This window comes from Prosthecobacter sp., from assembly GCF_044227185.1.
Taxonomy (GTDB): Bacteria; Verrucomicrobiota; Verrucomicrobiia; order Verrucomicrobiales; family Verrucomicrobiaceae; genus Prosthecobacter.
On sequence record NZ_JBGAFO010000012.1, the window covers coordinates 89705 to 102345 of the forward strand.

The 12641-nt window shown below is 61.4% G+C and carries 10 protein-coding genes; 2 read left to right on the plus strand and 8 right to left on the minus strand.

Annotation, left to right across the window (positions count from 1 at the left end; genetic code table 11):
- Window positions 1-12: 12 nt before the first annotated feature.
- Together ACILSQ_RS24800 and ACILSQ_RS24805 are read right to left on the minus strand one after the other, a co-directional pair.
- A complete protein-coding gene (locus ACILSQ_RS24800) occupies window positions 13-612 on the minus strand; it encodes a phosphatase PAP2 family protein (protein ID WP_395746369.1) in 600 nt (199 codons plus the stop codon).
- Window positions 609-2216 carry an ArnT family glycosyltransferase gene (locus tag ACILSQ_RS24805; protein WP_395746370.1) on the minus strand — a complete coding sequence of 536 codons (1608 nt, stop codon included), beginning with the start codon at window positions 2214-2216 and terminating at the stop codon, window positions 609-611. The genes ACILSQ_RS24800 and ACILSQ_RS24805 overlap by 4 nt, the downstream gene beginning before the upstream one ends.
- Before the next feature lie 98 nt (window positions 2217-2314).
- Here ACILSQ_RS24805 and ACILSQ_RS24810 point away from each other — a divergent pair, with 98 nt between their 5' ends.
- Window positions 2315-3184: a PEP-CTERM sorting domain-containing protein gene (locus tag ACILSQ_RS24810; RefSeq protein ID WP_395746371.1), complete on the plus strand. Its 870-nt coding sequence runs from the start codon at window positions 2315-2317 to the stop codon at window positions 3182-3184.
- On the plus strand, window positions 3181-4404 hold the full coding sequence (locus tag ACILSQ_RS24815; protein WP_395746372.1) for a bifunctional folylpolyglutamate synthase/dihydrofolate synthase: 1224 nt from the start codon (window positions 3181-3183) through the stop codon (window positions 4402-4404). The genes ACILSQ_RS24810 and ACILSQ_RS24815 overlap by 4 nt, the downstream gene beginning before the upstream one ends.
- A 25-nt stretch (window positions 4405-4429) precedes the next feature.
- On the opposite strand, the gene ACILSQ_RS24820 is transcribed toward ACILSQ_RS24815, so the two are convergent.
- From ACILSQ_RS24820 to ACILSQ_RS24845, 6 genes are read right to left on the minus strand one after another with little or no spacing between them, the layout of a single operon-like run.
- Window positions 4430-5248 (minus strand): NYN domain-containing protein, encoded by an 819-nt coding sequence (locus ACILSQ_RS24820; RefSeq protein WP_395746373.1) that lies wholly within the window; start codon window positions 5246-5248, stop codon window positions 4430-4432.
- A gap of 38 nt (window positions 5249-5286) precedes the next feature.
- The gene (locus ACILSQ_RS24825) at window positions 5287-6522 is read right to left on the minus strand and encodes a Wadjet anti-phage system protein JetD domain-containing protein (protein WP_395746374.1); all 1236 of its coding nucleotides are present in this window, start codon (window positions 6520-6522) and stop codon (window positions 5287-5289) included.
- Window positions 6512-9907: an SbcC/MukB-like Walker B domain-containing protein gene (locus ACILSQ_RS24830; protein WP_395746375.1), complete on the minus strand. Its 3396-nt coding sequence runs from the start codon at window positions 9905-9907 to the stop codon at window positions 6512-6514. Before ACILSQ_RS24830 ends, ACILSQ_RS24825 begins: the two co-directional genes overlap by 11 nt.
- Window positions 9904-10614: a hypothetical protein gene (locus ACILSQ_RS24835; protein WP_395746376.1), complete on the minus strand. Its 711-nt coding sequence runs from the start codon at window positions 10612-10614 to the stop codon at window positions 9904-9906. The genes ACILSQ_RS24830 and ACILSQ_RS24835 overlap by 4 nt, the downstream gene beginning before the upstream one ends.
- Entirely contained in the window at window positions 10611-11942 is a 1332-nt protein-coding gene (locus ACILSQ_RS24840) for an AAA family ATPase (protein ID WP_395746377.1), read from the minus strand. Before ACILSQ_RS24840 ends, ACILSQ_RS24835 begins: the two co-directional genes overlap by 4 nt.
- 42 nt (window positions 11943-11984) lie before the next feature.
- On the minus strand, window positions 11985-12632 hold the full coding sequence (locus ACILSQ_RS24845; protein WP_395746378.1) for a DUF4194 domain-containing protein: 648 nt from the start codon (window positions 12630-12632) through the stop codon (window positions 11985-11987).
- Window positions 12633-12641: the final 9 nt, after the last annotated feature.

Here is a 12641-nt window from a genome sequence, read left to right on the forward strand (position 1 = left end):
GGCGGATTTTCGTCAGACCTTTTGAAAAATTCGCCGGGCGAGACCCACCACCCCCAGGCCGACGAGGACGCCAATGGCCATGGAGGGCGGGATGTCGCTGGGCCAGTGGGCGCCGCAATAGACGCGTGAACAGCCGACCGCTGCAGCGAGCAGGTACATGAGCATGCCGGCACGGCGACGGAAGCAGGCGATGACGGTGGCGACGGCAAACATGTTAACCGTGTGGCTGGAGGGGAAGGATTTGCCGTGAGTGGCGCCATTGGGCTCGCTGGGCTTGACCACGGGCTTTTCAAACAGACGCATGAAGGCAGGAGAGGCGGTGCCGAGATCCCGCACGATGACATCGGCCCGCGCATCGCGGGGGCGTACGCGGCCGATGGTCTTTTTCAGCGTGTTGGAAACCACACCATCACCGAGGGCGATGGCGATGCCGGCGCAGAGAAGCATGATGCGCGTGCGCCTGCCGCCACGCCAGGCGGCGATGAGGGCGGCGACAATGATGAGCGGCAGCCAGGCCTCGATGGCGGAGAGGGCAGGCATGAGCCAGTCCAGCACCGGGCTGGACCACGCGGTGTTGATCTGATGCAGCAGAGTGAGATCCCAGGCGTTCATTGCGCGCGCACGGGCTTCCAGCTTTTGAGATTTCGCCCGAGATAGACGCTGAGCTCGCGCGTGACCAGGCCGAGGGGGATGCGGATGTTGCCGCGGTACTCGAGTTTTTCGAAGGCGGTGGTGAAGACGGGGTTTTGCAGCAGGACCTCGGCGGGACCGGGATCAAGGATGAGGGCGTCGAAGCCAATGCGCTCCTCGGGCCCGGACCAGATTTCATACTGGGACTGCACCGTGCCGCTGGGCTCCCAGCGATAGGCGTGGGGATGGGAGGGCATGTAGAAGCCCATCTCGGCGGCGGTGTAGCGGTGGCCGAGCGCCATGACGAAAGTGTTCTGCGGATCGGGGACGAGTTCCAGATATTCCTGGGCCTCGATGCCGGCCTCGCGCCAGCCGAGCATGTCTGCGAGCTTGTGAATGGAGCCCAGAGCTTTTTCGGTGGCTTTGTCGCCGAACCAGGAGCGGGAATGCTGGAAGGTGGCATCCCAGAATGAAACGGGGGCCGACAGGATGCCGATGAGGAGCAGGTAGGAGGTGAAGGTGAGGGTCTTTCCCACCCGCAGGGACCAGCGCTCCCAGCCGGGATGCGCGGTGAAGGGAGGGAGGCCCCGCAGCCACGCGGCAGCGAGAACGAAAGCGGGGACAAAGAAGACGGCGGGCCAGTTTGGATTGATGCGCTGGCGCAGAGCGAGCAGCGCAAAACAGGCGAGGCCCGGGGCGGAGGCCAGCATGACGAACCACACGGGGCGCGTGAGCTGCCGGCGCAGCTTCCAGGCCGCGAGCATGGCGGCCACCAGCGCGGCAAAGATCACCGGAGTGTAGATGAGAGCCTGGAGGCCGAGGTTTTCAAAGGTGCGGCCCAGCCAGTCGTCGAATTCGAGGTCCTTTCTGGCGTCGAAGTGGTGCTTGGTGTGCTCCAGGGTGATCCAGCCATGCTCCTGGTTCCAGAGAAGCACGGGAATGATGAAGGTCATGCCGCAGAGGATGGCCAGCCACATGCGCGGATTTTGCAGCAGGGGGCGGTCCTGGGGCGAGACCAGGGCGAAGACCAGCATGAGGGCGGGAAAGGCCAGCATCATCTGCTTGCTCAGAGTACCCAGGCCGATGACGAGGGTCAGAGCGAGCCAGGGCAAAACGCTCTCCGGCCTTTCCGCGGCGCACCAGAAGAGGAGCAGGCCGAGCGTCCAGAACAGCAGGAGGGGGGCATCGATGGTGAGGAGGAGGTTCAGGGCCGCATTGGCCAGGGTGACGAGCACGAGCACGGCGGTGAGGAAGGCGGTGCGGGCATCAAACAGCAGCAGGGCGATGCGGTGAATGATGACCAGGGTGGCCGTGCCCAGGAGCAGGGAGGCAAAGCGGATGCCCCACTCCGCATCGCCCGTGAGCCAGCCGATGAGGCCCATCATCCAGCCGATCATCGGCGGCTTGCTGTAGTAGCACCAGTCCGGCCTGCGGCCCCAGTCCCAGTAGTAGGCCTCATCTCCGATGAGGTCCGCATTCTGCACAAAGAACAGCATGATCCCCATCCGCGCGATGAACACGGCGGCCAGGAGCCACCAGAAACGTTTGATCCAGATTGAGGAGTCGGGAGCGGAAATCACAGCCATGCCCGGGCATGATAGCCGTGACGGCGGGGTGGGAAACGGGAATCCAATCTGTTATTCTTGTTTCTTGGCAGCCTGTAAAAAGACACCATGCTGCCCCCGTGTCCCTGCAACGGATCATCTTCACGCTTCTTCTTCTGTCCGCCCCGGCGGCCAGGGCGCTGACGATTGTGGGCTACGACGCCGCCACCAACGACCGTTTCAGCTCGGGCTACCCGGACAGCCCGGTGGTGAACGGCTCCGCCTCGTTTCTGGGCGCGGGATATGATCTCTCCGGCGTGGGCTGGAACCCGGCGAATGTGACGCAAAGCTTTGCCATGATCAGCGACCAGTATTTTGTGTACTCCGGCCACTATGGGCCGGGGTCCACGATGGACTTTTACAGCCCGGCGCTGGGAACGGTGGTGAGCTATGGGGTCAGCGCCACGAGCTACCACTTCACCTACAACGGGCAGACGAGCGACTTTTCCGTGGGCATGCTCACCTCGGCCATCGATCCGGCGGACGGGATCGCAAGCTATCCGGTGCTCGACCTGCCCACCATCCAGGATTATCTGGGGCTGCCGGTGCTGCTTTACGGCCACGGGGGCGGCAGTCCGCGGCTGGGAGCCAATGTGGTGGACGCCTACGGTGCGTATGATTTGAGCGGCGACACCATCGCTGACAACTACGGGATCGGCTACAGCTACCACAGCAACCAGCAGGGGGACTCCATGTTTGAAGGTGGAGACTCCAGCAGCCCGACTTTCGTGCCCTGGCATGGCAGCCTGGCGCTGCTGGGCACCCACTCCGGCACCACGACGATCGGCGGCGTGCCCTATTCCATCGACACCTTCATGCCGCTGTATCTCGATGACATGACGGCGGACGGCATCGACTTCTCCGCCGTGCCCGAGCCTTCGCGTGCCCTGCTGCTGCTGCTCGGGGCTTGCACGCTGCTGCGGCGCAGGCACCGTGCGCCCAAGGAATGACCAACGACACGGCGCAAAAAGAAATCGAGTGGCTCTACAGTACGCAGCTCTTCGGCATCAAGCTGGGGCTCGACAACGTGCGACGGCTGCTGGAAGAGATGAAGCTGCCCAGGGCGGGGCAGAGGCTCGTCCATGTGGCGGGCACGAACGGCAAGGGCTCCACCTGCGCCTTCATGCATTCGATTTTGAAGGCGGCGGGCGTCAACGCGGGGCTGTTTACCTCACCTCATCTGGTTCATTTTGGGGAGCGGATTTGTGATGCGGAGCGGATGATCACGCCGGATGAAATTGCGGCGGGTGTGAACCGGCTGCGCGCGCGCGTGGCGGGGTGGGAGCCACATCCCACGTTTTTTGAGCTGACGCTGGCGCTGGCTCTTGAGTGGTTTGCGCAGCGTGGGAATCCGTGGGTGGTCCTGGAGACCGGGCTTGGTGGGCGGCTGGATGCGACGAATGCCATCACGCCCGCGGTGAGTGTCATCACCCCGATCGGCTGGGACCACATGGAGATGCTGGGAGACACGCTCGCAAAGATTGCGGCGGAGAAAGCCGGGATCATCAAACCGGGGGTGCCGGTGGTGACGATGCGGCAGAGCGAAGAGGTGATGCAGGTGATTGCGCGCACTGCGGAGGAACGCGGCGCGGCGCTGACGGTGATCGATGTTCCCTGGGATGGAAAGCTGGGGCTTGCAGGACCGCACCAGCGCTGGAATGCGGCGCTGGCCGTGGCGGCGCTGCGAGCGGCGGCCTTTGAGCTGGATGATGCGGTGATCGCACGTGGATTGCGGGAGGTGCAGTGGCCTGCGCGGTTTCAAAAAGCGGGCGGCTGCATCATTGATGGGGCGCACAACCTTGATGCGGCATGTGTGCTGGCGCAGACGTGGCAGGAGCAGTTTCCGAATGAAAAGGCGGAGATCATTTTCGGCGCGGTGGCGGGCAAGGACACGGCCGGGGTGCTGAGGGAGCTCGCGCCCATCGCGGCAGCATGGCATTTCACCGGTTTTGAATCTCCGCGTGCGCTGGGTGCGGAGACACTGCGTGAGATTTGGAACGGCCTGGGGCTGAACGAACGGCCTGTGAGCGTGCATGCGCGCATTGCGGATGCTTTGGGCGCTGTGGAAAAGAATGCGCGTGTGCTGGTGGCGGGGTCGCTCTATCTGGCGGGGGAAACGCTGGCGCTGCTGGAGAACAGGGCGGGTGCGTTTGAGAGGAGTGCGCAGTGAAGGGCCGGCAGTGCCGTCGTTTTTATCATTCCTCGGAGGAGGACATCTTGATGCGGTAGCCGTTTTCGTTTTTCTCGAGCTTGATGAGGCCGAGATCCGCCGCGGCCTCCAGCAGGGCGCTGAAGGAGCTGAAGCCGTAGAAGCGCTCGTCAAACTGCGGCTGGCGGCGGCGGATGGCCTGCTTGACGGGGCCGGCCCACACGGTGTCGCTGCCGCTGCGGGCGAGCATGGCTTCGACGGTTTCCACGACGATCTGAATGGCCTTCTCAGGATCACCGCCGGCTTTCTTTTCCTGGGCGGCGGGTTTGGCGGCTGCGGGAGCGGGCTTGGCACGGGCGAGGCGCTTCCGTGTCTTTTCCTCCTCGCGCACGAGGTCGTCGTAGAAGATGAATTCGTCGCAGTTGTCGATGAAGAGGCCGCTGGTGGACTGCTTCACACCGACGCCGATGACGGTCTTGTTGTTTTCGCGCAGCTTGCTCACGAGAGGGGAAAAATCGGAGTCGCCGCTGACGATGGCAAAGGTGTCCACGTGGGGCTTGGTGTAGCAGAGATCGAGCGCGTCCACGACCATGCGGATGTCCGCGGAGTTTTTGCCGCTCTGCCGCACGTGCGGGATCTCGATGAGCTCGAAGGAGGCCTCGTGCATGGCGGCCTTGAAGCTTTTGTACCTGTCCCAGTCGCAGTAGGCTTTCTTGACGACAGTGCTGCCCTTGAGCAGCAGGCGGTCGAGGACCTTGGTCATGTCAAATTTGTCGTACTGCGCGTCCTTCACGCCGATGGCCAGGTTTTCAAAGTCGCAGAAAACGGCGATGGTGTGAGTGCGGTCGGTGGTGGGGGCGGCCATGGTGGGGCATGGTCCGCGCTCGCAGGCTTTAGGTCAACTCATGCCGTGCGATAAAAGGGCCATTCTTTCAGCGGGGGCACTCCCAGAGTTTCCTGCTCAAAGTCGCATTTTGTGCCTGCATCCAGCATGGCCTGAAGCTGCTCACGACAGTCATGCATGAGCGGATGTGACAGGAGAGATTTCAGCATTCGCAATTCACTGGCCGTGAGTGTTTCCGAGCTTCCTTTGGCGCGCAGGCTCATGTGCAGAGGCTGGATGGTGCGGCCGGAGCGCTCGCGCAGATCGCGGAGAATGTCGAAGCCCGCGGGATCGGTGTCGCCGAAGTGATAGAGCGGGATGTCCGATGGAAGGCGTGTGATGAGGGCCAGCACGGCGCGGCCGGGAAAGCTGGTGTGGATGAGCAGGGTGTCGTGGTTTGTTTTCGTGAGCTCCCAGAAGGTGGTTTCGTTTTCCACCGTGAGTACGCGTTGTGCTGCGGTGTGAATGGCGGAGGCGAGATGGATGTCGGTCTCTGAAAGCGTGAGCGGTCCGGAGAGCAAACCGAGATCGAGAGCACCGGCGGGCAGTTCCAGGCGAAGCGGGCCGTGCAGCAGAACACGTCGCGGCTTTTCCAGAAGGCCCAGGTCTTTGAGCGACTGGATGGCACCGCCGGTGATTTGAGAGAGCGTTTTCTCCAGACTCTTCTCCAGTTGTTCGAGCCGTTTGGAGTTTCCGCAGATAAGGCAGCTCGCGAAACGGAGAAGGGATTCGCCCTGCTGCCAGTTGAGCACACGGGCGGTTACGCTCATGAGCTCGCGGCAGGCGGCAGGATCATTGCGCACGAAGGGCAAAACGGTGGTGCCTTGCCGGGCCTGGGAGACGAGGAGAGCACACCATTGACGCCACGGCTCCTGCCATGCGGCGGGGACTTCGGCATCGGAAAAGGACTCGAACAAGGACGCCAGTTGATGGCGCTCTTCGGTGGGCGAAGTTTCGCCGAGGTGCGTGAAGAGCCATGGCTCGCCGCCATCGCGCGCGAGGCGCACCAGCTCGATGATTCGTTCATCGTGTGGATGTGTTTTGAGGCCCAGCAAGCCCTGCGACACCCGCCTTGCCACACAAAGGCGGTCTTCAGCGAGACGACGTCCATCAGCGCTCTTCTCGATGCCGGCTGCTTTGATTAGGTCCAGATAATCCAGCGTGAAGTCGCCGCTGCTGACGCCGGTGCGCCCGGCTTGAGAAGCCCGGTAACGGTCGGCGAAGACCTTCAGGATGTCTGGATGTTCACGAGCCATGCTTGTCCATCCATTCGCGGCCTTCGGGGGTGTCGCGGAAGAGGACGGCGGGGATGTTGCGGATGCGGGTTTTGCCGCCTTCGCGTTTTTCCGTTTTTGTCACCACGATGAGTTCGTCGCACAGGCTGAAGGCGAAGGGGATGTTGCCGCTGGACATGCTGAAGACGCCCTGGAGATCGAGCTCCTGCATGGCGGCGAGACAGTCCTGGATGCGCTCGCCGCTGAGCTTGCTGAAGGCTTCATCGATGGGGACGAGAGCAAGGCTGGGCTCTTTCCAGCGCGTTTCGTGGCGGTTGTAGGCGTGGAGGTAGCTGGCGAGGATGGCCACGAAGTAGGGGCTCTGGTTTTCGCCGCCGCTCATCTTGCCGCTCTGCTTGTCCACGCTCACCGGCTTTGCGTCCGGGTGGCGGACATCGGAGACGAGAAGGTCGTAGTCGAAGTACTGGCGGTAGTCCAGCAGGCGCGCGGCCTCGGGGCTGCTGCCTTGTTTGACGAGGGTCTGCAGGAAGTGATCGAGCGCGGTGCGTAGATCGCCTTCCAGGCTGGAGAAGAAGAGGTCGTCTGGATCGCGGGTGGAGTTGAGATCGATGAGATGGCGGTAGAAGCGGAACTCGGGATTGGGGTCCTTCTTGATGTGATACACATCATTACCGATCTGCCGCTTGAGCTGCTTGTTGAGAAGGAAGATGATGTTGTCGATCTCCTTCAGCGCCTTTTGCATGCGGCTGAGCACTTGCGTGCGGAAGAGTCCCTCCCAGCGTTTGCGCTCGGCCTCGGCCTTCTTTTCGAATTCGGGAATGCCCTGGCCGTCGATACGCAGCAGCAGCTTCTCGTAGTCTTTCGTGCTGCGGCCATCTTCCGGCAGGTCGTCGAAGCGCGGGGAGAAGGTTTTTTTGAACTCCACCATGGCAGCCTTGAGGTCGCCTTCGGCCTGGGCGGCGCTCACAGCGGCCTTGCTTTGTTCTTTTTCAAATTCGCGGGCCACCACATCGGCGGTGAGGTATTTTTCCAGCATGTCCTGCTTCCAGGACTGGTAACGCTCCAGGTGTGCGGAAATGTCGATCTCCCGCCGCACGCGCAGCAGTTCGTCTTCGCGCTTGGAGGCTTCTTCGCGGCGAGTGGTGAGCGTTTTTTCGATCTGCTCGATTTCGCGCTGCAAACCTTTGCGGGCGATTTCGAGGCGCTCTTTCTCGAAGGACTCGGCCTGAGTGCTCAGCTCGTGTGCCTGTGCCTCCAGCTCGTGCAGGGAGCCGGTGTCGATCTCCTGCAGGCGCTTCATGAGCTCTTCGTGGTCCTGCTCCAGCTTGGGCAGCGACTCCACGCGTACGAGGTCCTGAGCCAGCGTGCCGTGATCCGGGAGCTTCGTGTCTTTGTCGGCGATGAGGGCGTTGATCTCCGTCTCCAGCGGCTCCAGGCGGCGGATGCCTGCGACGATTTCCTGGAGCTGCGCCTGCTTGATCTCCTGCTGGCGCTGCAGGCCGCGTTTGCCCACGAAGGGGACGCCATCATAGCGGCGCGCGCGGTGCGTGACGCCATCGCTCAGCATGAGGCCGTCGGGCAAAATCGCGGCATCGTGCTTCTCGAAGTCTGCCAGTTTTTGCACGCACTTTACGTGGCCAAACCAATGATCGACGCAGGCGCGTGCCACAGGGTCCTCGGTCTCGATCTTTTCGGCCAGCGATCCCTTGGTGGCTTTGGACTTGAGCGCGAGCATGCGCGCTGGATGTACGAGAGACTCCAGCGCGGCCTTGGGGCCCTGGCTTCCGGCTTTCAGTTCGTGGAAATGGCGCAGCGCCTCGGCGTGGTGTTCTTCGCTCACCAGCACGGCAAACTTTTCAGTGAATGCGACCTCGACGGCTTCGCGCCAGGATTCATCAGCCACTTCGCAAAGCTCGCGCAGAGCGCGTGCAGCGGGGCGGCCCTGAAGATGCAGGAGCTTGCTGTTCAGCTCATGCAGCAGCGGCTGCTCGATGGGGGGCAGTCCGGCCTTGAGTGTGTTGATCTGAGCCTCGAGGTCGGTGCGTTCTGAGCGCAGGCGGCGCAGTTCCTCGGCATCGGCGGCAAAGCCCTGGCGCAGGTTTTTGCACACTTGATCAGCGGCATCGCGCAGGAGGCTGAGAGCGTTGGCTGTGGCGGCTTCGTCGCAGCCTTCCAGGAGTTCGAGGGCAGTTTCAAAGCGCTGGGTGTCCACCGGGCGCGGCAGCGGCGCGTGCTTCACGTCCTTGAGCCAGGCCTTGGCATCCTTGACTCGTTTGCGCAGGCGGTCGCTGAGCTTGGTGCCTAGTTCGCGCAGGCGCAGCAGCTCGGTCTCCAGCTTGCGCCCCTGCTCGGTGAGCTGGTGGTAGAGGCGGCCTTCGGAGGACTCGTGCATCAGCCCCAGCAGGCGCTCGCGCTCACTGCGGCAGCGGGCGATTTCGCTCTCCAGCTCCAGCAGGCGCTGCTCGTCCACGGAGAAGCGTTCGCGCAGTTCTGCCAGCCGCTTTTCCATGCTGGTGACCAGGCCCTGGGCATGCTCGTGCTGGAGCTCGGTGGCGAGGAATTTGGCTACATCACGGTCACGCTGGGCGTTTACACGTGTCTCGGAAAGCTGGCGGATGGTCTGCAACCGAGTGAGCTGGCCACGAAGGAGACGCAGCTCGTTCTCGTAGGATTCAAAGTCGCGGTAGCTGGCCACCACATCATCCACCGGAACGGCTTCACCCGGGAGCACGAAGCGGCGGCAGAAGTCGTCGAAGCTCTTGAGGTTGGTGAAGGACATGGCGCTGGGCAGCAGGCGGTCCAGCACCTCGCGGTTGAAGTTCAGATGCGCGCCGCTGCTCATGTCGCGCAGGTATTCACGCGATGAGGCGAAGACGCGGCCCTCGCGCCCTTCCACAAGCTGGCGGAAACCGAGGATGTCGAGCGTGCGGCGTTTGCCATCTTCGGCCGAGACCTGGATGAAGTCGTTTTTCTCCAAACAGCCGGGGTAGAAAAAAGGCGTGATGTGGCCGTCGCTTTCTGCGGTGTTGCGAAATTCGATGCGCAGGCCCCAGGTTTCCACGCGTTTGCTGCCGGGCCAGGCAAACTCCGCGGCGACGTAGGTGGTCACGCCTTTGTCATGGAAAAACTGCGGCTGGCCGCTTTCGGACTGCTGCTTGGTGTCCAGCAGGCAGTAGCCTTTCAAAGTGCGGTCTGACTGTGCGCCGGTGGCGCTGCGGTTGAAGTGGTGCCGGGCACGCTCCGGGCCCACGAGCACGAGCATGAGGAGGTCCATCAGGATGGATTTGCCCGAACCGGTGACGCCGGCGAGCACCAGATTTCCCTGCACGGGAAGCGTGTCCTGGTAGCCATACCAGTTTATGGCATGGAGGCGGGAGAGGCGGATGGCGCGGCTTTTGGTGCTCATGGGGCTCTGGCACGTCGCGGACGGGGGGCGTAGGTTCGCTGGCGGTCTGGCACGGGATCAAGCGGAACCGGGTAAAGATTTGGGTCAGGCAACGGCAGACCAGCCTGAAGCCTTTTTTTAACCGCCAACGCGATCAGAGGAGCATCTTTTTCCAATCGAACGAATGCTTTCTGCGTGGGGTCTTCCCAATAACACTCATAAAAGTGCCGACGAAGAAGCCTGATCCGGCGGTCCGTGTTCAAGCACAGTTCAGTGATGGTCTTCTGCGCTTTGTTTCTGAGTGCTTCAGGAACAAGTTCCGTGCAAATGATCTGGAACGAATGCAAATCGGCCTCGAACCATCCTTCTTCGATTTCGAACGGATCCAAAATTTGATCATCCAGTGTTCCTTTGCGGACATTGGTAGCTCCGTCGGCGTAGCGGTAGTTCGTCCAGTCAAAAGCACGATGACGATGCGGCGATGGCTGCCCTTGGCGGTGCCCGCATGCGAGGAAATGATCCACATCGCCGTCGGTGATGAACATGGCCAGATAACCACAGCGTTGATGAAAAGCTTCCGCCAAATGGGGTTTATATGCCTGCCACCAAGCCGCCTGCTCATGCGGATCTTTGTTGTCATTATGAGGAGATCGAAGCCAATCTGCTCCTGGCTGAGCACAATTTAACTCAAAGTTCTCTGGTGCTGGTGTTTGGAGGACTCGGATCATAACTGTCCTGTTTTCTCACGGTAGAAACTCATCCAAAAAGGCCACCAAGGGTCGGAGCCGCCAAGAGATTTCAACAAAGCTTGATGAATATCCTCTGCCGTGCCTAGTCCCGCAGGAAGACTATCTATTTTACCTGCCATAAAATCATCGGCGGCCTGCATCGCCCGGCTGGCCTCTACTGAATAGCCTCCTGACATCTCGTCAAAGATGGGTGACTGCAGCCAGCCGTTGGCATCACCAAATTTTGCCCAGGGGCGCACTGTCATGACAACTTTGCCTGTCTCTGCTTCCAAATCGAGGTCAAACAGGCGGTCGTACTGTTCATTAACCGTGGTTTCGATGGAGGCCATCACGAGGGGGGCATGAGTGGTGGCAATGATTTGAAAGTCACTGCCACTGGCTGTCAGCAGTTCAGAGGACAGAACCCTCATCAACGCCGGAAGGATCAAGCGCTGCCAAGTGGGATGCAGGTGGCATTCGACTTCGTCCCAAAGTAGCACAAGGTTTTTTGCTGGTGGCTGGCCGACAATCTTAGCATCTTCCCGATGACGCAGCCAGGTCCAGACAAGGGCGTATGCCAGGGACAAAATGCGTTTGGCCCCGGCTGAGAGCTGGGTGATGGGCACTTCGCCGATGATTGTCCGAACCATGGGAGTCGGAGAAGCATCGCGCACGCGAATACGCCTGGCAGGCAGCGGTGCCAAAAAGCCGAGTGCATCCTGACTTCCAGGCGCTTTTAAGGGCGCAAACTCCCTCAAAACCGAACAAAAGAGCTTCCATGCTCCATTGTTGTTCGACCGCCAATTTTCCCAGTCAACAATCAGTCCAGGGCACACTCCGCGGCCTGTCCACAGGTTCTGGGTCGTTAAGCGCAGGGCGTCCGGGACATCGCCGTCATTATTTTCGGTGCCGTAATCGCGGGCAGGATCCCATATGCTGAAAGCGCCATCCACTTGCGCATAAACCACAAGTCCCGGCTTTACAGGAGCTCCGCGTGAGTTTTTCCAATTTTGCAATTTGGCCTCATAGCTTGCTTCGAAGCTTTTGCTGCCTGGCGACGCTCCGAACACCATCGCTTCAATCTTTGCCTCATTCGGCGATGCATCGTGATTCGGCAGAGCAGGCTCCCCGTGCAAGACAGGCTTTCCCTCGGCTTTTGGCGCATCGTCATGCGGCCATGTCCGGGTGAGTGCATACCACGCTGTGTCCAGAATGAGACTCTTCCCCAGGCCATTGTCCCCGGTGATCATGTTCAGTCGCGGAGTGAACTGCATGTCCAAAGCCGGTGTTACGGGGCCAAGGTTGGTGAGCTTCAAACTGGAAATCATGTTTATTATGCTAGCTGGGTGGATGGTAATGACAACCCGTGTTCATGAGTCCTCTGGGGGTTCCACCAATGCCGATTCACCGCGTTTCAGCGCATTGGCCGACTCCGTCCACTCCGCCAGCTCGCGGAAGGGAACCACGCGGCGGATGGCGGGCAGGACTTCGATGCCGGAGTCTTCGAAGGATTCGGCGGATTGAAACTTGATGAGATTGAAGCGGGCGGCCTGGCGCAGGATTTCACGCAGGCGGTTGCGTGAGATCTGGCCCACAGCATCTGGAAGCAGTTGGTCCTTCATGAGGGCGTTCAGCTCCGCCACGGTGAGGAAGGCCTGGGTTTCACCTTCATCACGCCAGCGCACATCGCCAGCATACCAGAGGGCAAGCCACACGAGTGTGGCGTCCTGCTTCAGGTGCAGCACCATGGAAGGCACGCGCGGGATGGCCTGCACCATGCGCTCCTCATGCAGCAGCGCCACGTCCAGGCCCACCAGAGCGGCGGTTTCACGCAGCCACTCGAAGTTCTGCCGGCACCAGGTGTAGAGGCCGCTTTGGCCGCTTTCGAGCCCAAGCAGAGAACCGTGAGCCAGCAGCTCCTGCAGCGCCTCCGCGAGGCGGTTGCGATCCTGCTCCTGCAGCCGCAGCAGAGGCTCGGGTGCGGAGGGTTCGTGAAGGTTGGGTTCGGCTTCGCTCATGCGGTCGGG